The organism is Sphingomonas aerolata (assembly GCF_003046295.1).
Classification (GTDB): Bacteria; Pseudomonadota; Alphaproteobacteria; order Sphingomonadales; family Sphingomonadaceae; genus Sphingomonas; species Sphingomonas aerolata.
Genome location: NZ_PZZN01000001.1, coordinates 1,372,417 through 1,397,714, shown reverse-complemented (window position 1 = coordinate 1,397,714; position 25,298 = coordinate 1,372,417). Strand labels below are relative to the sequence as shown.

Annotated in this window: 29 protein-coding genes; 16 read left to right on the top strand and 13 right to left on the bottom strand. The window is 66.6% G+C overall.

From position 1 onward, the window contains the following. The first annotated feature begins 252 nt into the window (after window positions 1-252). Genes C8J24_RS06570 through C8J24_RS06560 form a run of 3 tightly spaced genes read left to right on the top strand, consistent with a single transcriptional unit; the run spans window position 253 to window position 2,596 of the window. Window positions 253-1,035: an exodeoxyribonuclease III gene (locus C8J24_RS06570; protein ID WP_107931097.1), complete on the top strand. Its 783-nt coding sequence runs from the start codon at window positions 253-255 to the stop codon at window positions 1,033-1,035. Continuing rightward, entirely contained in the window at window positions 1,032-2,087 is a 1,056-nt protein-coding gene (gene ribA / locus C8J24_RS06565) for a GTP cyclohydrolase II (protein WP_107931094.1), read from the top strand. Before C8J24_RS06570 ends, ribA begins: the two co-directional genes overlap by 4 nt. After that, entirely contained in the window at window positions 2,084-2,596 is a 513-nt protein-coding gene (locus tag C8J24_RS06560; RefSeq protein ID WP_107931092.1) for a YdcF family protein, read from the top strand. The genes ribA and C8J24_RS06560 overlap by 4 nt, the downstream gene beginning before the upstream one ends. On the opposite strand, the gene C8J24_RS06555 is transcribed toward C8J24_RS06560, so the two are convergent. Both C8J24_RS06555 and C8J24_RS06550 read right to left on the bottom strand, forming a co-directional pair. Then, the gene (locus C8J24_RS06555) at window positions 2,593-3,276 is read right to left on the bottom strand and encodes an HAD family hydrolase (RefSeq protein WP_107931089.1); all 684 of its coding nucleotides are present in this window, start codon (window positions 3,274-3,276) and stop codon (window positions 2,593-2,595) included. The genes C8J24_RS06560 and C8J24_RS06555 overlap by 4 nt on opposite strands. Continuing rightward, window positions 3,273-3,971 carry a YggS family pyridoxal phosphate-dependent enzyme gene (locus tag C8J24_RS06550; RefSeq protein ID WP_244180462.1) on the bottom strand — a complete coding sequence of 233 codons (699 nt, stop codon included), beginning with the start codon at window positions 3,969-3,971 and terminating at the stop codon, window positions 3,273-3,275. Before C8J24_RS06550 ends, C8J24_RS06555 begins: the two co-directional genes overlap by 4 nt. A gap of 22 nt (window positions 3,972-3,993) precedes the next feature. Between C8J24_RS06550 and C8J24_RS06545 the strand changes: the two genes are divergently transcribed. Continuing rightward, window positions 3,994-4,506 carry a thiamine phosphate synthase gene (locus C8J24_RS06545; protein ID WP_107045435.1) on the top strand — a complete coding sequence of 171 codons (513 nt, stop codon included), beginning with the start codon at window positions 3,994-3,996 and terminating at the stop codon, window positions 4,504-4,506. Between the two features lie 43 nt (window positions 4,507-4,549). On the opposite strand, the gene C8J24_RS06540 is transcribed toward C8J24_RS06545, so the two are convergent. After that, a complete protein-coding gene (locus C8J24_RS06540; RefSeq protein ID WP_234387526.1) occupies window positions 4,550-5,260 on the bottom strand; it encodes a hypothetical protein in 711 nt (236 codons plus the stop codon). 247 nt (window positions 5,261-5,507) lie between these two features. On the opposite strand from C8J24_RS06540, the gene C8J24_RS06535 reads away from it, so the two are divergent. Genes C8J24_RS06535 through holA form a run of 4 tightly spaced genes read left to right on the top strand, consistent with a single transcriptional unit; the run spans window position 5,508 to window position 9,994 of the window. Beyond that, window positions 5,508-5,939: a DUF3576 domain-containing protein gene (locus C8J24_RS06535; protein WP_031396163.1), complete on the top strand. Its 432-nt coding sequence runs from the start codon at window positions 5,508-5,510 to the stop codon at window positions 5,937-5,939. Between the two features lie 10 nt (window positions 5,940-5,949). Beyond that, the gene (gene leuS, locus C8J24_RS06530; RefSeq protein WP_107931088.1) at window positions 5,950-8,463 is read left to right on the top strand and encodes a leucine--tRNA ligase; all 2,514 of its coding nucleotides are present in this window, start codon (window positions 5,950-5,952) and stop codon (window positions 8,461-8,463) included. Continuing rightward, the gene (lptE, locus tag C8J24_RS06525; protein WP_107931085.1) at window positions 8,460-8,978 is read left to right on the top strand and encodes an LPS assembly lipoprotein LptE; all 519 of its coding nucleotides are present in this window, start codon (window positions 8,460-8,462) and stop codon (window positions 8,976-8,978) included. The genes leuS and lptE overlap by 4 nt, the downstream gene beginning before the upstream one ends. Then, the gene (gene holA, locus C8J24_RS06520; RefSeq protein ID WP_107931083.1) at window positions 8,975-9,994 is read left to right on the top strand and encodes a DNA polymerase III subunit delta; all 1,020 of its coding nucleotides are present in this window, start codon (window positions 8,975-8,977) and stop codon (window positions 9,992-9,994) included. Before lptE ends, holA begins: the two co-directional genes overlap by 4 nt. Window positions 9,995-10,063: 69 nt before the next feature. On the opposite strand, the gene C8J24_RS06515 is transcribed toward holA, so the two are convergent. The 6 genes from C8J24_RS06515 to C8J24_RS06490 are packed head-to-tail and all read right to left on the bottom strand — an operon-like array spanning window position 10,064 to window position 15,815. Next, window positions 10,064-10,975 (bottom strand): ParB/RepB/Spo0J family partition protein, encoded by a 912-nt coding sequence (locus tag C8J24_RS06515; RefSeq protein ID WP_107931081.1) that lies wholly within the window; start codon window positions 10,973-10,975, stop codon window positions 10,064-10,066. Window positions 10,976-10,985: 10 nt separating this feature from the next. Continuing rightward, window positions 10,986-11,768: a ParA family protein gene (locus C8J24_RS06510; protein ID WP_031396158.1), complete on the bottom strand. Its 783-nt coding sequence runs from the start codon at window positions 11,766-11,768 to the stop codon at window positions 10,986-10,988. Beyond that, entirely contained in the window at window positions 11,765-12,385 is a 621-nt protein-coding gene (locus C8J24_RS06505; RefSeq protein ID WP_107931079.1) for a 16S rRNA (guanine(527)-N(7))-methyltransferase RsmG, read from the bottom strand. The genes C8J24_RS06510 and C8J24_RS06505 overlap by 4 nt, the downstream gene beginning before the upstream one ends. After that, on the bottom strand, window positions 12,382-14,217 hold the full coding sequence (gene mnmG / locus C8J24_RS06500; protein ID WP_107931077.1) for a tRNA uridine-5-carboxymethylaminomethyl(34) synthesis enzyme MnmG: 1,836 nt from the start codon (window positions 14,215-14,217) through the stop codon (window positions 12,382-12,384). The genes C8J24_RS06505 and mnmG overlap by 4 nt, the downstream gene beginning before the upstream one ends. Window positions 14,218-14,271: 54 nt before the next feature. Further along, window positions 14,272-15,552: a tRNA uridine-5-carboxymethylaminomethyl(34) synthesis GTPase MnmE gene (gene mnmE, locus C8J24_RS06495; RefSeq protein ID WP_107931074.1), complete on the bottom strand. Its 1,281-nt coding sequence runs from the start codon at window positions 15,550-15,552 to the stop codon at window positions 14,272-14,274. Window positions 15,553-15,560: 8 nt separating this feature from the next. Further along, window positions 15,561-15,815 carry a DUF6489 family protein gene (locus C8J24_RS06490; RefSeq protein ID WP_031440901.1) on the bottom strand — a complete coding sequence of 85 codons (255 nt, stop codon included), beginning with the start codon at window positions 15,813-15,815 and terminating at the stop codon, window positions 15,561-15,563. 56 nt (window positions 15,816-15,871) lie between these two features. Between C8J24_RS06490 and C8J24_RS06485 the strand changes: the two genes are divergently transcribed. From C8J24_RS06485 to C8J24_RS06475, 3 genes are read left to right on the top strand one after another with little or no spacing between them, the layout of a single operon-like run. Then, window positions 15,872-16,345, top strand: a complete 474-nt coding sequence (locus C8J24_RS06485; protein WP_107931071.1) for a methylated-DNA--[protein]-cysteine S-methyltransferase — start codon at window positions 15,872-15,874, stop codon at window positions 16,343-16,345. Then, the gene (locus C8J24_RS06480) at window positions 16,342-17,043 is read left to right on the top strand and encodes a dienelactone hydrolase family protein (protein WP_107931069.1); all 702 of its coding nucleotides are present in this window, start codon (window positions 16,342-16,344) and stop codon (window positions 17,041-17,043) included. Before C8J24_RS06485 ends, C8J24_RS06480 begins: the two co-directional genes overlap by 4 nt. A gap of 14 nt (window positions 17,044-17,057) precedes the next feature. Then, the gene (locus tag C8J24_RS06475; RefSeq protein WP_146163642.1) at window positions 17,058-17,243 is read left to right on the top strand and encodes a hypothetical protein; all 186 of its coding nucleotides are present in this window, start codon (window positions 17,058-17,060) and stop codon (window positions 17,241-17,243) included. 88 nt (window positions 17,244-17,331) lie between these two features. Here the strand turns inward: C8J24_RS06475 and C8J24_RS06470 are convergent, their stop codons facing one another. The 4 genes from C8J24_RS06470 to hemE all read right to left on the bottom strand — a co-directional run bounded on the left by C8J24_RS06470 (window position 17,332) and on the right by hemE (window position 21,305). Next, window positions 17,332-18,051: a TerC family protein gene (locus tag C8J24_RS06470; RefSeq protein ID WP_037528574.1), complete on the bottom strand. Its 720-nt coding sequence runs from the start codon at window positions 18,049-18,051 to the stop codon at window positions 17,332-17,334. A 237-nt stretch (window positions 18,052-18,288) separates the two neighbouring features. Then, the gene (gene rho, locus C8J24_RS06465; RefSeq protein ID WP_031395107.1) at window positions 18,289-19,545 is read right to left on the bottom strand and encodes a transcription termination factor Rho; all 1,257 of its coding nucleotides are present in this window, start codon (window positions 19,543-19,545) and stop codon (window positions 18,289-18,291) included. A gap of 273 nt (window positions 19,546-19,818) precedes the next feature. Continuing rightward, a complete protein-coding gene (locus tag C8J24_RS06460; protein ID WP_031440904.1) occupies window positions 19,819-20,280 on the bottom strand; it encodes a CopD family protein in 462 nt (153 codons plus the stop codon). Beyond that, a complete protein-coding gene (gene hemE, locus C8J24_RS06455; protein ID WP_107931064.1) occupies window positions 20,277-21,305 on the bottom strand; it encodes a uroporphyrinogen decarboxylase in 1,029 nt (342 codons plus the stop codon). Before hemE ends, C8J24_RS06460 begins: the two co-directional genes overlap by 4 nt. A 349-nt stretch (window positions 21,306-21,654) precedes the next feature. Between hemE and C8J24_RS06450 the strand changes: the two genes are divergently transcribed. The 5 genes from C8J24_RS06450 (at window position 21,655) to dnaQ (ending at window position 25,285) form a co-directional block, all read left to right on the top strand. Then, window positions 21,655-22,470 carry a pyruvate, water dikinase regulatory protein gene (locus C8J24_RS06450; RefSeq protein ID WP_031440906.1) on the top strand — a complete coding sequence of 272 codons (816 nt, stop codon included), beginning with the start codon at window positions 21,655-21,657 and terminating at the stop codon, window positions 22,468-22,470. After that, window positions 22,467-23,060 carry a Maf family protein gene (locus C8J24_RS06445; protein ID WP_107931062.1) on the top strand — a complete coding sequence of 198 codons (594 nt, stop codon included), beginning with the start codon at window positions 22,467-22,469 and terminating at the stop codon, window positions 23,058-23,060. The genes C8J24_RS06450 and C8J24_RS06445 overlap by 4 nt, the downstream gene beginning before the upstream one ends. Window positions 23,061-23,185: 125 nt before the next feature. Continuing rightward, window positions 23,186-24,001 (top strand): shikimate dehydrogenase family protein, encoded by an 816-nt coding sequence (locus tag C8J24_RS06440; protein WP_107931060.1) that lies wholly within the window; start codon window positions 23,186-23,188, stop codon window positions 23,999-24,001. Then, on the top strand, window positions 23,998-24,585 hold the full coding sequence (gene coaE, locus C8J24_RS06435) for a dephospho-CoA kinase (RefSeq protein ID WP_107931058.1): 588 nt from the start codon (window positions 23,998-24,000) through the stop codon (window positions 24,583-24,585). Before C8J24_RS06440 ends, coaE begins: the two co-directional genes overlap by 4 nt. 7 nt (window positions 24,586-24,592) lie before the next feature. Continuing rightward, entirely contained in the window at window positions 24,593-25,285 is a 693-nt protein-coding gene (gene dnaQ / locus C8J24_RS06430) for a DNA polymerase III subunit epsilon (protein WP_056675084.1), read from the top strand. The last annotated feature ends 13 nt before the right edge of the window (window positions 25,286-25,298 follow it).

Genomic DNA, 25,298 nt, shown 5'->3' with positions numbered 1-25,298 from the left:
CCCCCTGAAAATGAACGGCATTGTCGTTTCATTCATCCCGGCGACAGGTTCCTGGCGCTAGGGGCTGAGTCGCGGATGTGGGGCATTCGGGATTTTTCCCCCTGTTGCCCGGATGGTGTCCCCATTGTCTGCCTGCGTGACGAACGCTGAGTCGGCCCTCGCTCCACGCCCCCGGAGCGGGGGTCTTTTCGTTGATCGGAACGCCGCCGCGCGATCCTTGTCGCCACCCCCACGCGGCGCTACATCGCACGCGTGAAAATCGTCTCCTGGAACATCAACTCGGTCCGCTTCCGGATCGCCATCGTCGAGCAGTTTCTGAAGGAAGCCGCGCCCGACATCCTGTGCCTCCAGGAAACCAAGGTCGTCGACGACGACTTCCCCTTCGAAACGTTCCGCGCGCTCGGCTATGAGCATATCGTGCTCCACGGCCAGCGCATGCATCACGGCGTCGCGATCCTGAGCAAGGTGCCGATCGTCGCCGACGACCGGTTCGACTGGCAGGCGAACAGCGAAGCCCGCCACGTCGGCGTGCGCCTGGAAAACGGCGTGCGGCTGGAGAATGTGTACATTCCCGCTGGCGGCGACGTCCCCGACCGCGACGCCAATCCGAAATTCGGCCAGAAGCTCGATTTTCTGGAGCGGATGACGCGCTGGTCGGAAACGCTCAGCGGACCGACGATCCTGGTCGGCGATTTCAACATCGCGCCGCTCGAGGCGGACGTCTGGAGCCACAAGCAGCTGCTCGATGTCGTCAGCCATACGCCCGTCGAGGTCGAGGCGCTCGCCCGGCTCCAGGCGGCGGGAAACTGGGTCGATCTCGGCCGCCGCTTCCATCCCGCCCCTGCGCGGCTGTTCACCTGGTGGAGCTACCGCGCGAAGGACTGGGCGACGTCCGATCGCGGGCGGCGGCTCGATCACATGTGGGCGACGGGCGCGGCCGCGAACGCCGCCATCGCGCATCACGTCTTCGAGCCGTGCCGCAGCTGGCTCAAGCCCTCCGACCATATCCCGATCCTGACCGAGTTCGCCTTTTGAGCGATCGCCCCAATCCGCGCGCCGCGGCCCGCGCGGTCGATGCCCTGCGCCGCGGCTGGCCGATCGCGATCGACGGACTGACGTTGCTCGCGGTCGAGACGGCGGACGCGGACCGGCTCGCGGCATTCGATCCGCCGGCGACCGGCGGGGTGCTGATCTCGTCGGGACGGGCGGTGACGCTGAAGCTCGCCAATCAGCTCGAGGCGGCCGACCCGACTGCCCCCGTCCTGGTCGATCGCGCACCCTGGATCGACTTTCCCGCCGCGACCGCGCTTGCCGATCCGCAGTTCGACCTCGCGACGCCGCTCAAGGGTCCGTTCCGCACCCTGCCCGTCCCGCATCCCGACGCCGCGGCAGCGGCGTTGCGGCTCGCACGGATCGCCGGGCTGTTGCCCGCCTTTTTCCTCGGGAGCGGGGCGCCCGAGGCGACCGCGACCGCCGCCGATATCGACGCGCATGAGGATGCGACCCGGCTGGTCATCGCGACGCGGGCGCGGCTGCCGGTCGAGGGCGCGGAGGATGCCGAGATCGTCGCCTTCCGTTCGCCGGAAAGCGCCGACGAACACATCGCCCTCCTGATCGGGCAGCCGAACGGCGATGCCCCGCTCGTCCGGCTGCACAGTGAATGCCTGACCGGTGACGTGCTCGGCAGCCTCAAATGCGACTGCGGGCCGCAGCTCCATGCCGCGATTCACGCGATCCAGCACAGCGGCTGGGGCATATTGCTCTATCTGCGTCAGGAGGGGCGCGGCATCGGCCTGGTCAACAAGCTGCGCGCCTATGCGCTGCAGGATCAGGGGTTCGACACGGTCGACGCCAATACCCGGCTGGGCTTCGCGATCGATGCACGCGATTTCGGCGTTGCCGCGCGGATGCTGAGCCTGCTCGGCCAGAACCGGGTCCGGTTGCTCACCAACAATCCGGCCAAGGTCGCCGGGCTGGAGGCGACCGGTGTGACGGTCGTGGAGCGCGTCCCCCATGCGCTGCCCGCCAATCCGCACAATGCCCGCTATCTCGCGACCAAGCGCGACCGCACCGGACATCAGCTTTGATCGATATCCCTCCCTCGCGGCGGCTGATCGTCGTGTTCGGCGCCGCGGTGCGTGCGGACGGCAGCCCGAGCCCGACGCTCGAGCGACGGATCGCGTTCGCGGCAGCGGCGGCGGCACGCTATACCGAGGCGGACCTGTTCTGTTCGGGCGCGATCGGCCGTCATGGTCCGTCGGAGGCGTCGGTGATGGCCGACCGGCTGGCGGAAACGGTCGATCGGTCGCGGATCCATCTCGACGAAGCCAGTCTCGATACGCTGCAGAGCGTGATCGCAGCGACCCGGTTCGCCCGCGCGGGGCATTATGCCCAGTGCATGATCTGCACCGACGGCTATCACCAGCCCCGCATCCGCATGTTGTTTGCGATGCTGGGCATGCCCGCCAGCGCGATTCACGTCCCGCATGGCGGCAGCCGCCGCTACCAGATCAAGATGCGCGCACGCGAGGCTGCGGCGATCCCCTATGACCTGGTCGCGGGCGTCGGCGCGATCCTGCGCAGGCGGCGGGCCTAGGCCCCCTCTCGCAGGACGCGTGCCACCGCGTCGAAATCGTCGGCCAGCGCATCGACGCCGATCGCGTTCAGCCGCGCGCCGTGGTCCGGCCCGCAATGCGACCCAGCCGACAGTCCGATGACATAGCCGCCCGAGGCCACCGCGCCGGTCGCGCCGACCGGCGAATCCTCGAGGATCGCGGTCCGGCCGATGTCGACGCCGAGCCGTTCGGCACCGTAGAGATAGAGATCAGGCGCAGGCTTGCCGTTCGTGACATGCTCGCGGCCGCTGTAGAGATGATCGCCGAACGCGTCGCGCAGGCCGATATGGTCGAGGTGCCGCGCGATCCAGCGGGTCGGGCTCGACGAGACGATCGCCTTGGGCAGATCGGCCGGCAAGGCGCGGACGAAGGCGACCGCACCTGCGATCGCTTCGATACCCGCGGCCATCATGCGGTCATCCTCCGCCTTGCGCGCCGCGTAGAACGCCTCGGGCAGCGGCCGATCGATCCAGCGCTCGATCGCGTCGACGAATTGCGGCCCGGCAAGCCCCATGAAGTTCGCCATCGACTCCTCGGCGGTGATCGGATGCCCCGCCGCGGTCAGCCATTCGGCGATATGACGGTTGCCGAGCGCCTCGCTGTCGATCAGCACGCCATCGAAATCGAACAGCAGCGCGTCGAACCGGACGGCGCCGGTCATGCGCGATGCCCCCGCGCGCCGAACAGCGCGCTGCCGATCCGGACATGCGTCGCGCCGATCGTCACCGCGGTCTCGAAATCATCGGACATGCCCATGCTCAGCCCCGACAGCCCGCAATCGCGCGCAAGCTTTGCCATCAGCGCGAAATAGGGCGCAGGCTCGACGTCGGCGGGAGGCAGGCACATCAGCCCCGCAACCGGGAGGTCGGCCGCGCGGGCCGCGTCGAGCAGCGCGGGCAAGTCGGCGATCGCACAGCCGCCCTTTTGCGGCTCATCACCGATATTCACCTGGAGATAGCAGTCGGGGCGCCGCCCGCTCTCGCGCATCGCCTTGCCGAGCGCCGTGACCAGCGACGGACGATCGACGACATGGATGCAGTCGAACAACGCGACGGCATCCGCCGCCTTGTTCGACTGCAACTGCCCGATCAGGTGCAGGACGACGTCGGGGTATCGCGCCTTGAGCGATGGCCATTTGTCCGCCGCTTCTTGGACGCGATTCTCGCCGAATATCCGCTGACCCTGTTCGAGCAGGGGTTCGATCGCCGCCGCCGGATGCGTCTTCGACACCGCGATCAAGGCGATGTCCTCGGGCTTGCGACCGGCGATCTCGGCGGCCTTGGCGATCCGCGCGCGGATCTCGGCCAGGCGCTGCGCGCGGTCGGTTTCGTCGGTCATGCCGTTCGTGTCTGTCATGCGGGGCGCTATAGGCAGCAAGATGCCGCACCGAAACCCCGTCCCGCGCCTCTGGCTGATGACCGACGAGCGGATGGGCGATGCGCTATGGCGTGCGTTGCAGCGTATTCCGCCTGGATCGGGGGTCGTGATCCGCCATTACCAGACGCCCCCGGCGCAGCGTCGGGCGCTGGCGCTGCGCATCCGCCGCATCGCGCAGGCGCGACGGCTGGTGGTGGTCGCGCGACCCGGATTTGCCGGGATCGATGGCGTGCATGGCGCCGGCCGCGGTGGGAGCCTGCGAACTTGGCCCGCGCATGATCGGCGCGAGGCGATGCTCGGCGCGCGAGCCGGTGCCGACGCGCTGTTCGTGTCGCCGATCTATCCGACGCGGTCGCATCCGGGGGCGCCAGCGATCGGTCCCGCGGCTGCTCTGCGGGTTGCACGCGGACTCGGACTGCCGATCATCGCACTAGGCGGCATGACGGCCGCACGGTGGCGGCGACTCAGGATGCTGGGCTTTCACGGCTGGGCCGCGATCGATGCGTGGACGTGATGGGGGCGGTTCACGGCTTATCGCCGGTCAGGCTGCGCCCGGATCAGAAGCGGAAGGCGGTCCCGAGATAGACGGCCTGGCTGTCGCGACGATCGTCCTCGAGCCGAACGAACCGCTCACGATCCGATCGATAGCGGACGCCGGCGGTCACATCGATGTTCCGCGTGAGCGAATAGGATCCGCCGAGATCGACCGAATAGCTCGGCGCATCCTCGACGAGACGCGGCGTATTGGCGAGCGGACGATCCGCCGCAGCCTTGACGCTGCCCGTGAACCGCTTGCCCGCATAGCTGACCGCCACATCGGCGGAGCTCCGGCTGCCCGGCATCCCGGCCAGATCCACGCGTGCCAGATCGCCCGACACCGCAAACCGCTTCCAGCCGACCGACATGCCCAGATTATACGCGATCGGCGCCAATCCGACGGTCGGCGCGGTGCTGGTCGCGAGACGCGTGGTATCGATACCACGGTTGGTCTGCGCGCGGACGGCGACGGTGACGGCACGATTGTCGCGACGCGTTTCGGCCGGGGTGAAGCGGAAGCTGCCGGCATCGAAGCCGCCGCGCGCGAACAGCGCCGCAAGCCGGGGGTCCGCCGCCGATGGGGTGAAGCCGCCCGTGCCGCGCACCGACAGCGCCGGGCGCTTGGCGATGCGGACCTGCTGTTCGGAGGCGCCGAACGCGGGCGCGACGAAGACCGCAGCGGCAGCAGCCACTCCGGCGAACATCCCGACCATCACGCGCTTGGCGACCAAAACAACAACTCCCTGCGAATCTTTTATAGACGAATCTTGTTACGATTCCTTCGCTGAACGGCAGCTAACACAGATCGATCCCCGTCAGCTATCCGCACCTAATGATTATCCAAAGGTGTTGCATCAGACACACAGAACAGGTCGAACGCCGTGGTTGCCGGACGAATTGCAGACGCCCACCCGATCCTTGCGGGTAGCAGGCCCGCCCTGTAGAGGCTGACGACGATCTATTGCCAGGATGATGCCGATGTTCCGCCCGCGTACCGCCCTCGTGGTTCTCGCCGCTCTGCCGCTGGTTGCGTGCGGCGGCGGCAGCGCCCGTCCCAAGGCCGATCTGGCCGCGTCGAAGATCACCACGATCGGCGTCAACAGCTATCTCTGGCGCGCGACGCTCGACACGCTGAGCTTCATGCCGCTGCTCCAGACCGACTCCAATGGCGGCGTCATCGTCACCGACTGGTACGTCAACCCGCAGACCCCGGCCGAGCGGATGAAGGTAACGGTATCGATCCTCGACCAGGACCTGCGTGCCGATGCCGTGCGCGTCGCGGCACTGCGTGAGATCAACCGCAACGGCCAGTGGGTGTCCGCGCCCGTCCAGGCTGCGACCACGCAGAAGCTCGAGGATATCATCCTGACCAAGGCTCGCGACCTGCGTCGCGCCTCGATCGCGGGCTGAGGACGACATCATGGCGTCGCGTTTCAATGCGTTGAAGGCGGACGCGGCGTGGCAGAAGGTCTGGGACGAACGCAACACGTTCGCCGCCGACGATTCTTCGACCAAGCCGCGCTCGTACGTGCTCGAGATGTTTCCCTATCCGTCGGGGCGCATCCACATGGGGCATGTCCGGAACTACACGATGGGGGACGTGCTCGCGCGCTTCCGTCGGATGAAGGGCATGGAAGTGCTCCATCCGATGGGCTGGGACGCGTTCGGCATGCCCGCCGAGAACGCGGCGATGGAAAAGGGCGTGCATCCGGGCAACTGGACGCGCGCCAATATCGCGACGATGAAGGCGCAGCTGAAGCGCCTGGGCTTCGCGCTCGACTGGACGCGCGAACTGGCGACGTGCGAGCCTGACTATTACGGCCATGAGCAGGCGCTGTTCCTCGACCTGTTCGCGGCAGGCTTGGTCTACCGCAAGGAATCGGCGGTCAACTGGGATCCGGTCGACATGACCGTGCTCGCCAACGAGCAGGTGATCGACGGGCGCGGCTGGCGCTCGGGCGCGCTGGTCGAGCGGCGCAAGCTGTCGCAGTGGTTCCTGAAGATTACCGACTTCGCCGACGAGCTGGTCGACGGCCTCGGCGCGCTCGAGCATTGGCCCGACAAGGTCAAGCTTATGCAGGAGAACTGGATCGGCCGCAGCCAGGGCCTGCAGTTCAAGTTCGCGCTGGCGGGCAATGCGACCGGCATCGACTCGGTCGAGGTGTTCACGACTCGTCCCGACACGATGTTCGGGTCGAGCTTCGTCGCAGTCGCCGCGGATCATCCGATCGCGCGCGCGATCGCCGAGACGAACCCCGATGCGGCTGCGTTCATCGAACTGTGCAAGCGTGGCGGCACCACCGCGGCCGAACTCGACACGCAGGAGAAGCTGGGCTTCGACACCGGGATCCGCGCGACGCATCCGCTCGACAAGACGTGGGAACTCCCCGTCTACATCGCGAACTTCGTGCTGATGGAATATGGCACCGGCGCTGTGTTCGGCGTGCCCGCGCACGACCAGCGCGATCTGGATTTCGCGCGCAAATACGATCTGCCCGTCAAGCGCGTCGTCTCCGAAGGCGATGATGAGGCCCCCGTGTTCGTCGGCGACACCGCCTGGACGGGTGCGGGCAATCTCGTGAACTCGCACTTCCTCGACGGGATGGACATCGAGGACGCCAAGCGGACCGTGATCGAGCGCGCCGAGGGCGAAGGCTGGGGCAAGGGCACGACCGTGTTCCGCCTGCGCGACTGGGGCGTCAGCCGCCAGCGTTACTGGGGCACGCCGATCCCGATCATCCACTGCGACGCGTGCGGCGCGGTGCCGGTGCCCAAGGACCAGTTGCCGATCGTGCTGCCCGAGGACGTCAGCTTCGACATCCCCGGCAACCCACTCGATCGCCATCCAACCTGGAAGCATGTCCCCTGCCCTAGCTGTGGCGGGAATGCGCGACGCGAAACCGATACGCTCGACACGTTTGTCGATTCATCGTGGTATTTCATCCGCTTCGCCAGCCAGCCGGACGCCAAGCCGTTCGACCGGACGGGCGCGGAGAAGTGGCTGCCGGTCAACCAGTATATTGGCGGCGTCGAGCATGCGATCCTACATCTGCTCTACGCCCGCTTCTGGACGCGCGCGCTGAAGCATATCGGCATGCTCGACATCGCCGAGCCGTTCGCCGGGCTGTTCACGCAGGGCATGGTTACGCACGAGACGTACAAGTCCGCGGACGGCCGCTGGCTCGGCCCCGACGACGTGCGCGACGGCATCGAGATCGCGACGGGTGACGCGATCACCGTCGGTCGTGTCGAGAAGATGTCGAAGTCGAAGAAGAACACCGTCGATCCCGAGCCGATCGTCGACCAGTATGGCGCCGACGCGGTGCGCTGGTTCGTGCTCTCCGACTCGCCGCCCGAGCGCGACCTTCCCTGGAGTGAATCGGGTATCGAAGGCGCGTGGCGGTTCGTCCAGCGTCTCTGGCGCCTGATCGAAGCCGACGGTGCCGCCAAGGCCGAGGGCGACGACATCGCCCTGCGCAAGCTGTGCCATCGCACCACGGTGGGTATCGAGAGCGATATCAATGGCTTGCAGTTCAACAAGGCGGTCGCGCGGCTCTACAGCCTGTGCAGCGCAATCGAGAAGGCATCGCCGTCCGCCGACCGCGAACAGGCCATCCGCACCTTGCTGCTGCTCGTAAGCCCGATGGTCCCGCACGTCGCCGAGGAAGCCTGGGCGACCGCCGGTAACGACGGCCTGATCGCCGACGCTGTGTGGCCTGCGGTCGATCCGGCGCTGCTGGTCGATGACGAGGTGACCATCGCGGTGCAGGTCAATGGCAAGCTGCGTGATACGCTCGTCTTCCCCAAGGGCGCGCCGAAGGATGAAGTCGAGGCGGCCGCGCTGGCCTCCGACAAGATCGTCCGCCTGCTCGAGGGCAAGCCGCCCCGGAAAGTGATCGTCGTGCCCGACCGCCTCGTGAACATCGTCGCATGACGCGGTACGCGCTTCTTGCCGGAGCCCTGCTGCTCTCGACCAGCCTGGCGGGTTGCGGGCTACATCCTCTCTATTCGGGCGGCAGCAGCGGCGCGGTTGCCGGCACGCTCGGCCAGGTCGAGATCACGCCGATCGAGGGCAAGTCCGGGTGGCTGATGGCGACCGCGCTTCGCGACCGGTTGCCGTCGAACGGCGGGGCGCCGCTGTATCGGATCGACATCCGGCTCGAGGACCAGATCAACGGCCTCGGCGTGCGGCGCGACGACAGCGTGTCGCGCGAACGCCGGATCCTGCGCGCGCGCTATCAGCTCGTCCGGATCGGCGACGGTACCGTCCTGCTCGACGCGACGGCGGGATCGGACGCGGGCATCGATGTCGTCCGGTCCGAATATGCGACGATCGCAGCCGAGAATACCGCGCTCGAACGTCTGTCGGGCATCGTCGCGGATCAGATCGTCGCGCGGATCGCGCTCTATGCGCAGCGGACCCCGCCGGCCCCCACGCCGGCCCCGTGAAGGCCAGCGCCAACCAGATCCGCGCGGCATTGGCCAGGCCCGGCCCCGATATCCGTCTCTATCTTCTCCACGGCCCTGACGAGGCCGGCGCAAGCGACCTCGCCCGCACCCTCGCCAAGGCGATGGGGCCCGATGCGGAGCGCGTCGATCTGGACGGCGCACAGCTCAGATCCGATCCTTCGCGGCTCGCCGACGAGGCGGCCGCCATGTCGCTCTTCGCCACCGCGCGTCACGTCCGCGTCGCGTCGGCGGGCGAGGAGAGCCTCGATGCGTTCGCCACGCTGTTGAACGCCGATCGCGCGGGCAACCCGGTCGTCGCGATCGCGCCCAGCGTCAAGACGAGTGCCAAGATCGTCAAGCTCGCACTCGAATCGCCGCGTGCGATGGCGTTCGCCTGCTACGCGCCGACCGCCGCCGATGCGGAGCGGCTCGCCAGCACGATGGCGGGCGAACAGGGCCTGCGCCCTGCCCCCGGCGTCGCGCGTCGCCTCGTCGAGACCACCGGTGGCGACCGGGCGGTCATCGCGCGCGAGATCGACAAGCTCGCGCTGTATCTCGACGCAAGCGCCGAACGACCGCATGATCTCGACCACGCCGCGCTCGATGCGATCGGCGCGGACCTCGGCGAGGCGGAGATGGGTCAGGCGATCGACGCGGCGATCGAGGGGCGTGTCGCCGATCTCGGGACCGAACTCGCGCGGCTGGAAGAAGCCGGTACCTCGCCGATCCCGTGGCTGCGGCAGCTCGTCCGCAGGCTGATCGCGCTTGCCGAGATGCGCGGCGAGATCGATCGCGGCGAAGCGGTCGATACGGTGATGAAGCGCCACCGCGTCTTCTTCCGCGACGAGGCACAGACCGCCAAGTCGCTCCGCCGCTGGTCGCCAGTGATGCTTGCTACGGCCATCGCCCGAGTCCGCGCCGCCGAACGCGCGATCATGGCCCCGGGCAATCCCGGCGGGGTCGTCGCGGATGCCGCCATCGTCGCCCTTGCCCAGGCAATCGCACGCAGAAACTAAGCCCGCTGAATTCTCCCCGTCAGGCGAACGTACCGGACGGGAGTACGCGCAACGCTTCCCCCCAGACGTTCAGATCGCCCCGCCCGTCAGCCGCTGGCACACCATGTCGAGCTGATCGAGCGTCGAATAACTCAGCGTCAGCGTGCCGCCGGTCTCACTATGCGCAACGCGCACCTGTAGACCCAGCAGATCGGCCAGCTGCCGCTCGAGCGCTGCGATATCCGCATCGGGGATCCGCGCCTCGTTCGCTGCAGTCGCCGCGCCACCGCCCGTCCGTGTCCGGCCCGGCTTGGCATCACGTGCCAGCTTTTCGGTCTCGCGCACCGATAGGCCGCGGGCAATCACCTGGTCGGCGAGTGTCTCGACATCGGGCGAACCGAGCAGCGCGCGCGCATGCCCCATCGACAGCGATCCTTCGACCACCTGCGACTGAACCTGCGCAGGCAGTTCGAGCAGCCGCAACAGGTTGGCGACATGGCTGCGCGACTTATGGACGATCTTGGCCAGCACCTCCTGCGTATGGCCATATTCGCCCGCCAGCCGCTGATAGGCCTGCGCCTCCTCGATCGCGTTGAGATCCTCGCGCTGGATGTTCTCGATCAGCGCAATTTCGAGCGTCTCGGCATCGTCGAAGTCGCGGACGACCACCGGGACCTCGTGGAGTCGCGCCCGTTGCGCCGCGCGCCAACGGCGCTCGCCCGCGACGATCTGATAATCATGGCCGTGCGGCCGAACGATGATCGGCTGGATCAAGCCGCGTGCAGCGATCGAGGCGGCAAGTTCGCTCAGCATCGCTTCGTCGAAATGTCGACGGGGCTGGTCCGGATGCGGCGACAGCGAACTGACCGGCAGCATGCGCACGCCGCTATTGATCGGCGCATCACCGCTCGCGCTGACCGGCGCCTCGCGGGCCATCTCGCCGAGCAGCGCGTTCAGCCCGCGGCCGAGCCCCGGCCGGCCGCGCTTGGTACCTTCACTCATGCCAATACCCTCACGCGGCTGCTCGTGCCGATACCGGAAGCCGGCCGATCATCTCGCGGGCGAGCGCAATATACGCCTGCGATCCGCTGCAGCGATGGTCGTAGATCAGCGCCGGAAGTCCGTGACTGGGCGCTTCCGACAGCCGTACGTTGCGCGGGATGACCGTTTCGAACACGACCTTGCCCAGCACCGCGCGGACATCCGCCGAGACCTGATCGGTCAGCCGGTTGCGGCGATCATACATTGTCAGCGCAACGCCAAGGATCGACAGGCCCGGGTTGAACCGCTGACGGATACGTTCGACCGTGCTGAGCAACTGCGACAGGCCCTCGAGCGCGAAGAATTCGCACTGGAGCGGCACGAGCAGCGCGTCCGCTGCGACCATCGCATTGATCGTCAGCAACCCGAGCGACGGCGGACAATCGATCAGCGCGATATCCCAATGCCCGGTCGAGTCCTGCATCGCACGATCGAGCCGATGCGTCCGAGCATCGAATTCGACGAGCTCGATCTCCGCCCCCGACAGATCGACCGTCGCGGGGATCACGTCGAGCCGGGGCACGCGGCTGTGCACCACGGCCTGGTCGATCGTCGCCTCGCCGATGAGGACGTCATAGCTAGATTTGACGCGTTGCGCATGGCCGATGCCAAGGCCGGTCGAGGCGTTGCCCTGCGGGTCGATATCGACCAGCAGCACCCGCATTCCCGTCGCCGCCAATGCGGTCGCGAGATTGATGGCACTGGTGGTCTTGCCCACCCCACCCTTCTGATTGGCGACCGCGATGGTGATCATCGCGCGCGGACTCGATCCAGAACCACGATAGACGACTCCGGGTTCGTGACGCTTTGTTCCACGTGGAACATAAAGTGCCAAGGCTTCTGAAGCGCGGTGATCTCTGCCTCGTCGAGACGCCCCCGAGGCAACAGCCACCGCGTCTCTGTTGTGGCGCAGTGCGCCGCGCCACGCAAAAGGTTTTCGAGCGAGGCGACGGCGCGTGCCGAAATGATCCGCGCTGCTGCGGTGACGGACTCGACCTTGGTCGGATACACACGGACCTGATCGCCAAGCCCCAGCCTGGCGACGCAGAGCTCGAGAAAGTCCGCGCGACGCCGGCGTGGTTCGACGAGATCGACCGGCCCTTCGCGGACCAGCGCAACGACCATGCCGGGAAATCCGCCACCGGTCCCGATGTCGAGCCAGCGCATCGCATGCATCTCGGGACCTGCGAGCGCGACAAGCTGCAGCGAGTCGACGACATGCCGCTCCCAGATTGTCGGGATCGTCGAAGGTGCGATCAGATTCTGATGCGCGGCTTCCTCCACGACCATCGCGACGAACGCCACAACCCGCTCGGTCGCGACGGGGCCAAACCGCTCGAGGACCCAGGTCCGTGCTTCGTCTTCGGTCATGCCGGCACTCGTTTCGTATGGAGAAGCACCGCAGACAGCGCCGCGGGCGTGATGCCCCGGATGCGTGCCGCAGCGGCCAAGGACAGCGGTCGTGCCGCACTCAATCGGTCGATCATCTCGTTCGACAGACCAGGGACCCGATCATAAGCAAGATCCTGGGGTAACAGGATCGCCTCGTCCGCCCGCAACCGCGCGACCTCCTGGGCCTGTCGTTCGATATAGGGGGCGTAGCGCGCGTCCTCGACGACCTCGTCGACCACTGCCGCCGGGATCCCGGTCGCCGCATCAGGCGCGACATGCGCAAGCTTCACGCCCTCGAAGCGCAACCAGTCGAACGCCGTCCGCCGCGCGCCATCGCGGCCGACCACCACGCCTTGATCCGCGATCTCCGTCGCGGTCCGTTCGCCGTTCAGTGCGGATCGGAACCGGGCCCGGTCTTCGCCCCGCGCGCGCTGATGGGCGAGCCGCGCGGTGCCGAGGCATCCCGCCGCCTCTGCAATCCCGCCAAGCCGTGTCTCGGCATTGTCCGCGCGGAGCGACAGCCGGAATTCGGCCCGCGCGGTCAGCATCCGGTACGGCTCGGTAACGCCCTGCAGGACAAGGTCGTCGATCATCACGCCGAGATAGCTCGACGCGCGGTCGAGGGTCACCGGTGCCAGATCACAGGCATGCGCCGCCGCGTTGAGCCCGGCGACCAGCCCCTGCCCCGCCGCCTCTTCATAGCCCGTGGTCCCATTGAGCTGGCCGGCGCAGAACACGCCGTCGATCGCGGGAAGCGCCAATCGCGTATCGAGCGCGCGCGGATCGATATAATCATATTCGACGGCATAGCCCGGCATCGTCATCACGACACGCTCGAGCCCGGGAATGCTCGCGAGCATCGCTGCCTGGACCTCGACCGGCAAGGACGTCGACAGACCATTGGGATATATCGTCGCGTCGTCGAGCCCCTCGGGTTCGAGGAACAGCTGATGGCCGTCGCGGTCACCGAAGCGGGAAACCTTGTCCTCGATCGATGGACAGTAGCGCGGCCCCGCCGCTTCGATCGCGCCGGTGAACAGCGGCGATCGGTGGAACGCGGCGCGGATGATCGCATGCGTCTCGTCCGTCGTCCGCGTAATCGCACAGGCGACCTGCGGCAGGATACGGCCGGTCGTCATCGGCGACATCGTCCACGGCTCGGGATCGGAGGGCTGCTCGGCAAGCGCCCCCCAATTGATCGTCCGTCCGTCGAGCCGTGGCGGGGTTCCGGTCTTCAGCCGCGCCATGGGCAGCGCGCGCGCGCGGAGCTGGTCCGCCAGTGGCTTCGCCGCACGCTCGCCGATCCGGCCCCCTTCCTCGCGGTCGTCGCCACGGAAGATCCGCCCGCCCAGGAACGTCCCGGTCGCGAGGACCACCGCGCGCGCTGCGATGACGGCGCCGTCGGCGAGCACGACACCCGCGACGCGATCACCCTCCAGATGCAGCGCGCTGACCTCGCCGGCGATGATCGACAAGTTTGGCGTCGCCGCCAGCTGTGCCTGGATCGCCGCCGCATAGAGCCTGCGGTCCGCCTGGATCCTCGGCCCCTGAACCGCGGATCCCTTGCTTCGGTTGAGCATCCTATGATGGATCGCCGCGGCATCGGCAGCGCGTCCGATCAGCCCGTCAAAGGCATCGACCTCGCGGACCATATGGCCCTTGCCCAGCCCGCCTATCGCCGGGTTGCACGACATCGCGCCGATCTGCCGCGCGTCGAACGACACCAGCGCGGTACGCGCGCCCCTCCGCGCTGCCGCGGCTGCGGCCTCGGTCCCGGCATGGCCACCGCCAACCACCACTACATCGAACATGCCATCGCCGTAGAGCGACGCAACGATCGCGTCAAAGTTGTTCCACGTGGAACATCACTTGCCGATGCAGAACCGGCCGAACAGTGCGTCGAGCATCTCTCCGGTCGCGTCTAGACCCAGCACCGCAGCAAGCCCGGTGCGGGCTTCGCGAAGATGCTCCGCAACGATCAAAGGGTCGTTGCCCGCGACGCGAAGCGTCGCCGCAGCCCGCTTGCAGCGAAGGCGCTGATCCGCCTTGAGCGCCAGATCGTCAGTACGCGGTAGCAGAGCGGCCGCGCGATCATGGACGACAGCCCAGAGTCGATCGAGCGAAGCCTGATCGCTTTGCGAGAAGGCGATCACCCGACCGGGCGGGACGCCCCCGTCCCGCCCCGGCAGATCGGCTCGGGCGTGAACCCAGATCGCATCCTCGCGTGGCGGAACGGTGTCGGCAAGCCACAGCAGCAGGTCCGCCGTCGCCATCGCCGTCTCCGCCCGGGCGACGCCGATCGCCTCGATCGGATCAAGCGTATCGATCAGACCCGCGGTATCGGTCAGGACATAGGCGACCCCGTTCCGCAGGACCGGGACATCGATGCGGTCACGCGTCGTCCCCGAGATCGGCGATACGATCGCGGCATCGCGCTCCCCCATCAGATTGAGCAAGGTCGACTTGCCGCTGTTGGGCGGGCCGCCGATCACGACGCGAAGGCCGTCTTTCAGTCGCTCGACCGGGGGGCTCGCCACCACCGTCTCGATCTCAGCCGCCAGCGCTGCGATGTCAGCGCACACCGCGTCGAAGGCCGCCGCATCGCTGGTCACGTCATCCTCGTCGGCAAAGTCGAGCATCGCCTCGATCCGTGCGGACAGCATCGCGACCGCGTCCATCCAGCCGCGCACTGCCTGGCTCACGCGCCCCTCGGTCGCGGTGATCGCGGCAACACGCTGCGCCTCGGTTTCGGCCTCGAGCAGATCCGCAAGCCCTTCGGCCTGGGTCAGGTCGATCCGTCCGTTACCAAGCGCGCGGCGGGTAAATTCGCCCGGTTCGGCTAGTCGTAACCCGGTCATCGCCGCAAGCGTGCGTTCGACCGCAGCGATGACCGCCCGCCCCCCATGACAATGGAGCTCGACCAGATCCTCGCCCGTCGCGGTGGTCGGGCCTGGAAAGACGATCACCAATGCGCGATCGAGCATCGTCCCGCTGGCATCACGCAGAGCACGCAAACTGGCATGCCGCGCGGCGGGAAGCGGCCCGCCGAGCGCGACCGCTGCCGCAAACGCCTCGGGGCCCGATATCCGCACCACCGCGATCGCCGCGGGCGGGCGCCCGCTCGACACCGCAAAGATCGTCGTCATTCTGTTACTCAACCGCCCGTTTTGCCCGTCTGCGTCGCGCCGTCGAACATCCGTTTCCAGAACGCCATTCCCGCCTCGCCCATCGGCTGCCACCCGCGCATCATCGTCTCGATCATCTCGGGCTGCATCGCCCCGTCGCCGAGCCCGGGCATCGCCTCGATCATCATCGCGACATAGCGGTCATGGATCGGCGTCAGGTCGGGCAGCCCGACCGCGCGGCGGGCCTCTTCGGGCGTGCATTCGATTTCGATGTTCATCTTCATGGACGGCCCTTTCGGTGGCGCTTGAGCCGCACGACGGGGCGCGGCATAGCGTGGCAATGTATGCGCGGGATGCCGCCTCGATCGCAACGCCTATCGGGCTGATCCGCGTGACCGGCAGCACCGACCGGATCGATGCGATCGCGATCGACCGGGACGGTATCGTCGAGGCGACCATGAACCCGGCGATCCGCGAAGCGCTCCGCCAGCTGGACGCGTATTTTGCCGGCCGTCTCACCGTCTTCGACCTTCCGCTCGCACCATCGCAGACGCCCCGCGGTGACGCGCTGCGCCAAGCGATCGTTGCGGTCCCGTACGGCCGGACCGCCAGCTATGGCGATCTCGCACAGGCGATCGGGTCGAGCCCGCGTGCGATCGGCCAGGCCTGTGCGCGCAATCCGTTTCCGATCGTCGTCCCCTGCCACCGAATTCTCGGAGCCGGGGGTGGGCTTGGTGCGTATTCCGCAGGCCAAGGCCCGATCACAAAATCCCGGCTGCTCGATCTCGAACGGCCGCAAGGAGGATTGCTATGACGAATACCACCACCATCCCGACGCTCGCGGGCGACGGCAGCTTCACCGCCTATCGCGCGGTCCCCGCCGGCACGCCAAAGGCCGCGATCGTCGTGATCCAGGAAATCTTCGGCGTGAATGCCGGCATCCGCCGCAAGTGCGACACGCTCGCCGAGGCCGGCTATCTCGCGATCGCCCCGGACCTGTTCTGGCGGCTGGAGCCGGGCATCGAGCTCGACCCGGACGTGAAGCCCGAATTCGATCGCGCGCTCGAACTCATGGGCCAGTTCGACCAGGACAAGGGTATCGCCGATATCGAGGCGACGATCCGCGCCGCGCGCAGCGAACTTGGTGACGGCGCCAAGGTAGGCGCGGTCGGCTATTGCCTCGGTGGCCGCCTCGCCTTCATGACAGCGGCGCGCACCGACATCGATGCGAGCGTCGGCTATTACGGCGTCGGGATCGACGGGCTGCTCGGCGAGAAGCACGCGATCGCAAACCCCGTGCTGCTCCACGTCCCCGAGGAGGATCATTTCGTCGACAAGGACGCGCAGGCAGCGATGCACGCCGGGCTCGACGATCATCCCAAGGTCACGATCTACGATTATGCGGGCGAGGATCACGGCTTTGCGACCGAGTTCGGCGAGCGCCGGTCGGATGTGTCGGCCAAGCTGGCAGACGAACGCACCGCGGCATTCTTTGCCGAGCATCTGAGGTGAAGACGATTTCGCGCATGATGACCGGCCCACTCGACATCATCGAGAATACCGACATCAGCGGGATGGTCACTGGAAAGGTCCGCGTGGGATCGAATTGCCAGCTGCGCGTCTCAGGAATGGTGACCGGGAAGATCTACCTTGCCAAGGGTGCCGAGGTCGACATTCCCGGGATGTTCAACGGCAAGATCATCCGCCGCTGATTCCTCCGATCGCGCACACCTCGCCCAAGAAAAAGGCCTCGCCGGACGATCCCGGCGAGGCCTTTTCCTTATCCGGACGCTGCCCCGATCAGCCGAGCAGCGAGACGATCCCGAGCGTTTCGCCGGTACCGGTCCAGCCCTCGTAGATCATCTTCACCGCAACCACGAGGATCACCGCCAGGCCGATATAGGCGATCCAGCGATAGCGGTTGATGATCCGCGCGATGAAGTTCGCTGCCAGGCCCATCATCGCGACCGACAGCAACAGGCCGATCACAAGGATCCCCGGATGCTCGCGCGCTGCGCCCGCGACCGCGAGCACATTGTCGAGGCTCATCGACACGTCGGCGACCGCGACCGCCCAAGCGGCGCTGGCAAAGCCCTTGGACGACTTGATCCCCGAGCGTTCGTCACCCTCGATTTCCTCGGAGCCGGCGTTTTCCGCACCCTCGCGGATTTCACGCCAGAACTTCCAGCTGACCCACAGCAGCAGCAGGCCGCCCGCAAAGATCAGCCCGACGATCCCCATCAGCCACGTCACGATCAGCGCGAAGAAGATGCGCAGAACGAGCGCGGCGCCGATGCCGATCAGGATGACCTTCTTGCGCTGGTCAGCAGGAAGCCCCGCTGCGAGCGCGCCGACGACGATCGCATTGTCGCCGGCAAGGACGAGGTCGATCATCAGGACCGATCCGAACGCGGCCAGCGCCTTCGGGTCGCCGAGATTGGAGAAGTCGGCGACGATGTGCTGCCAGATTTCCAGCGGTGAACCGGGTCCGGTTACTCCCGATGCGGCGGTGGCCAGCATGGCGATGATACTCAAGATGTCAGCTCCCGGTGACGGGCCACCACCGACGTGCGGAGATGGCGGATTTCAATGGGTTTCATAGCAAAGCGGCACACGAAAGCCATTGCTCTCGCGTGCCGCATTTTGGGTCGGTCTTCTTGGCCGGACATGGGCGAAGCCCATGTCGTCGGTCGGGGCGCTGCCCCGCCGGTCGAACCGCTGCGAGTCCTGCGCCAGCGTGGCGCAGGCCGCCCTCGGTTATTGATTCATGCTGTCGAAGAAATTCTCGTTGGTCTTCGAATCCTTCATCTTGTCGAGCAGGAACTCCATCGCGTCGATCGTGCCCATCTGCATGAGGATACGACGCAGCACCCACATCTTGGAGAGCTTGGCCTTGTCGACCAGCAGCTCTTCCTTGCGGGTACCCGACTTGCCGACGTCGAGCGCCGGGAAGATGCGCTTGTCCGCGACCTTGCGATCGAGCACGATTTCCGAGTTGCCGGTGCCCTTGAACTCCTCGAAGATCACCTCGTCCATGCGGCTGCCCGTGTCGATCAGCGCGGTCGCGATGATCGAGAGCGAGCCGCCCTCCTCGATGTTGCGCGCGGCACCGAAGAAGCGCTTCGGACGCTGCAGCGCGTTCGCATCGACACCACCGGTCAGGACCTTGCCCGACGACGGCACGACGGTGTTGTAGGCACGACCCAGACGCGTGATCGAGTCGAGCAGGATCACCACGTCCTTCTTGTGCTCGACCAGGCGCTTGGCCTTTTCGATGACCATCTCCGCGACCTGCACGTGGCGCTGCGCGGGTTCGTCGAACGTCGAGCTGACGACCTCGCCCTTCACGCTGCGCTGCATGTCGGTGACTTCCTCGGGGCGCTCGTCGATCAGCAGGACGATCAGGAACACCTCGGGGTGATTGTCGGTGATCGCCTTGGCCATGTTCTGCAACATGACCGTCTTGCCGACGCGCGGCGGCGCGACGATCAGCGTGCGCTGGCCCTTGCCCTGCGGCGAAACGATGTCGATCACCCGCGCCGACTTGTCCTTGACGGTCGGGTCGGCGGGATCGAGCGTCAGCTTGCTCTCGGGATAGAGAGGCGTGAGATTGTCGAAATTGACGCGGTGGCGCACGACGTCGGGATCGTCGAAATTGACCGCCGTCAGCTTCACCAGCGAGAAATAGCGTTCGCCATCCTTCGGCCCGCGAATCTCGCCCTCTACCGTGTCACCGGTGCGCAGGCCGAACTTCCGCACCTGGTTCGGCGAGATGTAGATGTCGTCGGGCCCTGCGAGATAGTTGGACTCGGGCGAGCGCAGGAAGCCGAAACCATCGGGCAGCACTTCGATCGTGCCGAGCCCCATGATCTGGTCGCCATTGTCCGCCTGCACCTTCAGGATCGCGAACAACAGGTCCTGCTTGCGCAGCGTCGAGGCGCTCTCGACCCCCAGTTCCTCGGCCAGCTGGACCAGCTCGGCGGGTTTCTTCTTCTTCAGGTCTTTGAGATGCATGGGGATTTCCGGATAGCGATCAACGGGAACAGGTTCGGTCTGCGGGTGCGCTGGAAAGCGGAACTGGGCGAGCCGAACAGGCAGGACCACACGACCGGGCAGGACGCCAGGAGGCCGTGCTGGGAATCGAGGTAGAATTGGGGGGACGGTTAGTCAAGCAGAGACGGGGCGACCGCCCTCACCGTCATCCTGGGCTCGACCCAGGATCCAGAGCCACAAACGGTGTCCTCCGCCGCTCTGGATCCTGGATCAAGTCCAGGATGACGTGGGGAGTCAGAACGGCTTGACGATCACCAGCACGACGATGAGCGTCACCGCCAGCGCAGGAATCTCATTGAGCATCCGCAACTGCTTGCCCGTCAGCGTCGGCTTCCCCGCCGCGAGCTTCTTCGCATAGCCGACCGTCCAGCCATGATAGCCCGTCAGCAGGAACACCAGCAGCAGCTTGAGATGCAGCCACCCCAGCCCCGGCGCGCCGTCCGCCAGCCCGAGGTTGAGCGCGAGCGCGAGTCCCAGCACCCAGACGACGATCATCGCCGGCGTCAGGATGATCTTGCGGATCTTGCCCTCGCGCTCGATCCAGCTCGCCGCCTCGGCTGCATTGCCCGCGGCCAGCGCTTCCTGATGATAGACGAGATAGCGCGGCAGCATGAACAGCCCCGCCATCCAGAAGATCACGAAGATCAGGTGCGCGGCCTTCACCCAGTCATAGGCCGCCCCGAGAAAACCGCTCATGTCGTGCTCCTGACGCGGGCGATCAGTTGCTCGACATGCGTGATTGGCGTGTCGGGCAGGATACCATGCCCCAGATTGAAGACGTGCGGACGATCACCGAACGCCCCGAGGATCCGGTCGATCGCGGCATCGAGATCCGCACCGCCCGCGATCAGCGCGAGCGGATCGAGATTGCCCTGCACCGGCAGGTCGGCGGGCAGTGACGCGTGTGCCCAGACCGGATCGACCGTCTCGTCGAGCCCGATTGCATCCGCACCCGTCTCGCGCGCATAGGCGGGGAGCTTGCCCCCTGCCCCCTTCGGAAAGCCGATCACCGGCACGCCGGGGCAGCGCGCATGGAGTTCGTCGATGATCCGCGCGGTCGGCGCGATCACCCAGCGTTCGAACTGCGCGGGCGACAGCGATCCCGACCAGCTGTCGAACAGCTGAACCGCATCGACCCCCGCCTCGATCTGGCGGACGAGATACTCGACGGTGTTGTCCGCGATCGCATCGATGATCGCGCCGAAGGCTGTCGGATCGCGATAGGCGAAACGCCGGGTCTCGCCCTGATCCTTGCTGCCCTTGCCCGCCACCATATAGGTCGCAACCGTCCAGGGAGACCCCGCAAAGCCCAGGAACGTCGTCTCGGGCGGCAAGGCCTCGGCAACCCGCGTGACGGTCTCGTAGACCGGCTCCAGCCGCTCCGGCACCGACTGCAGGCGATCGAGCGCATGATCGACCAGCGCGGGTTCGAGCCGCGGCCCCTCGCCCACCCCGAAGCTCAGATCCTGCCCCAGCGCCCAGGGAATCATCAGGATGTCCGAGAACAGGATCGAGCCGTCGAAGCCGAACCGGCGGATCGGCTGCAGCGTCACCTCCGCCGCGGCTTTGGGATCGGTCGCGAGCGCGAGGAACCCGCCCTTTTCCGCTCTGAGCGCGCGATATTCGGGAAGATAGCGCCCGGCCTGGCGCATCAGCCACAGCGGCGGGGTCGCCTGACGGTCGCCGCGCAACGTCGCCAGAAGCGGCTTGAAGGTCGGCACATTGGGGGTCGGATCGGTCAGCGGAGCACCCTTCTTCTACTATAAGAAGATTCAAGAAAGAGGTTGTTGCAGTGGTTGGGCGGTTGATCACGGGACTTATGCGGTGATCCCGGAAATGCCAACAGCTTGACCTCTGCACACCCGTACAAACGCGCTGATTCGATTCAACCGTTCCCGCAACCCACAGCCTGTGGATAACTTTTCGGGCTGTGCGCGGCCCTGTGGATAAAGGGTGACTTATCCACAGCGACCGGCCCGCTTGGCGGGAGGCGTGAGTTACGCTAGCCCTTATCCGCATGTTATCCACAGATTCATTCCGATGGCCCCTCGCGGCAGGGCTATGCGACCTATGATACGGCTCCATCTTCACCTGCTGTCGGACTCGACGGGCGAGACGCTGGAGAACATCGCCAAGGCCGCGCTCGCGCAATATGACGATGTCGAGACCGTCCGCCATTTCTGGCCGATGGTCCGCACCGAGGCACATCTCGAGCGCATCCTTCAGGAGGTCGCGCAGAATCCCGGGCTCGTGATCTTCACCCTGGTGAACCCCGCGACGCGGCGGATCCTCGAACAACGCTGCCTTGCGCTTGGTCTCCCCGCGGTCGCGCCGCTCGATCCGGTCAACGATGCGCTGTCGGGACTGCTGGGTCAGCAGGCCAAGGCGCGGCCGGGTCGCCAGCACGTCCTCGACGCCGCCTATTTCGCGCGCGTCGACGCGATCCAGTGGACGATCGCGCATGACGACGGGATCGCGTGGGAAGAATGGGAGGAGGCTGACATCGTCCTCGCCGGCGTCTCGCGCTCGTCGAAGACGCCGACCTCGATCTACCTCGCCAATCGCGGCTACAAGACTGCCAATATCCCGATCGTCGTCGAAAGCCCGCCGCCGAAGATCCTCTACGCCTTGCGAAAGCCGCTGATCGTGGGGCTGACGACCAGCGCCGACCGGCTGATTCAGGTGCGACGCAACCGTCTGCTGTCGCTGCATCAGGCACCGGACACCTCCTATGTCGAGGAAGAGGCCGTGATGCGCGAACTCGCCTTTGCGCGGCGGATGTTCGCGGACAATGGCTGGCCGGTGATCGACGTGACACGGCGGTCGATCGAGGAAACCGCGGCGGCGATCATCGCGCTGTGCAACCAGCGCCGACCCGAGGCATGAGCCTGCTGATTCTCGCGTCGCAGAGTGCGTCGCGTCGCGCGATGCTCACCGCGGCGGGCGTCGCGTTCGATGCGACCTTTGCAGGTGTCGATGAGGATGCAGCCAAGGCAGCCCTGGTCGCGCTGTCACCCCGAGATCTTGCCGACGCGCTTGCCGAGCTCAAGGCGACGAAGGTCTCGGCGCGGATGCCGGGGCATCTCGTCCTTGGCAGCGACTCGCTCGTCGCGCTGGAGGACGGCACGATCCTCGACAAACCGGTCGATCGCGATGACGCGGCCGCGCATCTGCGACGGATGTCGGGCACGCATCATGACCTGTGGAGCGCGGCGGTCATCGCGGAGAATGGCCGACCGGTGTGGCGCCATGTCGAGCGTGCGCGGATGCATGTCCGGCCGCTGTCCGACGCCTTCATCGAAACCTATCTCGAAGCCGAGTGGCCGGCGATCGCGGGGTGCGTCGGCTGTTACCGGATCGAGGGTCCGGGCGCGCAGCTCTTCACGAAGATCGACGGCAGCCAGTTCACCGTTCTCGGCATGCCGCTGCTGAACGTGCTCGATTTTCTCCGCACACGCGGTGCACTCCCCGCCTAGCACGTGGGCCGCTGACGGGCATCGGCGTTCGTCTGGCAATCCCGGCGGTATCGATTACACGCGATCGATGCGCGGTGGCGGCGTCGAACGCCGGCCAGCCAGCCCGGGATCTTATGGAGCTCTGAATGACCCCTCGCCCCTATGCTGAAGTGATCGGCGATCCGATCGCCCAATCGAAATCGCCGCTGATCCACGGCTTCTGGCTCGACGCGCTCGGGATCGACGCCGAGTACCGGCACAAGCACGTCACCGCGGAAGAGCTTCCCGCCTATTTCGCCGAGCGGAAGAGCGATCCCGCCTGGCGGGGGTGCAATATCACCATGCCGCACAAGCTGGCGGCGCTCGACCACGTGTCCGACCCCGGCGACGTCCGGGGTTCGATCGGCGCGATCAATACCGTCTTCCGCAACTCCACCGGCGACTGCATCGGTACGAATACCGATGCTGCGGGGTTCTGGGCGCCGATCGATGATCTCGATATCGCCGGCCAGCCCGTCACCGTGATCGGTGCAGGCGGCGCGGCGCGCGCGATCCTGTTCGCGCTGTCGCGCATGGGCGTCGGCCCGGTAACGATCCTCAACCGCAATCCTCTGAAGGCGGCGGCGTTGCTGTCGACATTCAAGCTCAAGGGACAGGCGCTGCCGATCGGCCCGGCGGTCCCGCCTTCGCGGCTGCTGGTCAATGCGAGCATCCTCGGCATGGCCGGTCAGCCGCCCCTCGACCTCGATCTCGGCGCGCTCGATCCCGACTCGCTCGTCTATGACATCGTCTATTCGCCGCTCGAGACCGGACTGCTCAAGGCCGCCCGCGCGCGCGATCTCGAAACCGTCGACGGGCTCGAAATGCTCATCGGCCAGGCGGCGGTCGCGTTCGAGATTTTGTTCCACGTGGAACCTCCGCGGGACCGCGACGAGGCCTTGCGCGCGCTGCTCACCGCATGATCGTCGGGCTTACCGGATCGATCGGCATGGGCAAATCCGCGGTCGCCGCGATGTTCGCGGAGGAAGGCGTCCCCGTCTTCGACGCCGATGCGACGGTCCACAAGCTGCAGAGTATCGGCGGCCGACTCGTCGACCCGATCGGCGCCGCGTTTCCCGGCACTGTCCATGACGGTGCCGTCGACCGCGCAAGATTGGGCGCGGCGGTGTTCGGCGACGACGCCGCGATCCGCCGTCTCGAGGCGATCGTGCATCCCGCGGTCGGTGAGGAGCGTCAGGCGTTTCTCGATTCTCATGCCGGCGCACTGGTCGTGTTCGACGTGCCGCTGTTGTTCGAAACCGGCGGTGACGCGCGCGTCGACTGCATCGTCGTCGTGACCGCCGCCGCCGATGTCCAGCGTGCCCGCGTGCTCGCCCGCCCCGGCATGACCGCCGAGCGTTTCGCCGCGATCCTCGCCCGCCAGACACCCGATTCCGAGAAACGCGCGCGTGCCGATCATGTCATTCGCACCGACACGAGTTTCGACAAAACCCGCGCGCAGGTTCGTGCGGTGATCGCTTGCGTGACGGGACGTGAGCGCCGATAACAGCCGGATGCGTGAGATCGTCTTCGATACCGAAACCACCGGCCTCAGCTTTTCCGGTGGCGATCGCATGGTCGAGATCGGCTGTGTCGAGATGGTCAACCGGGTCGAGACCGGGCGTACCTTCCACGCCTATTACCATCCCGAACGCGACATGCCGGTCGAGGCGTTCAACGTCCACGGGCTGAGCCAGGCGTTTCTCGCCGACAAGCCGCGGTTCGGCGAGGGCGTGGCGGACCTGCTCGATTTCGTCGGCGATGCGCCGATGATCGCACATAATGCGAGCTTCGATTTCTCGTTTCTCAACGGCGAACTCGTCAAATGCGGACGGCCGATCATTCACCTGAACCGGATGATCGATACGCTGCAGATCGCCCGCAGCCGTCATCCGGGCGCGAAGCATTCGCTTGATGCGCTGTGTTCGCGGTTCGGGATCGATCGGAGTCACCGCGTTCTCCACGGCGCGCTGCTCGACGCGCAGCTTCTGGCGCAGGTCTATGTCGAGCTGTTGGGTGGTCGCCAGATCGGTCTTGGCCTGCTCAGCGAGCGGACCGTCACCGCTGCGACTCCGGTCGTCGCACCGGCGCCTCGTGTCGTTCGGCAACCACGTGTTTTCACGGTCAGCGAGGGAGACCTTGCGGCCCATGCCGCGTTTATGAAGGGGATCAAGGATCCGATTTGGGGGGCCGTGGCGTCCGGATGACGCCGGGCGGACG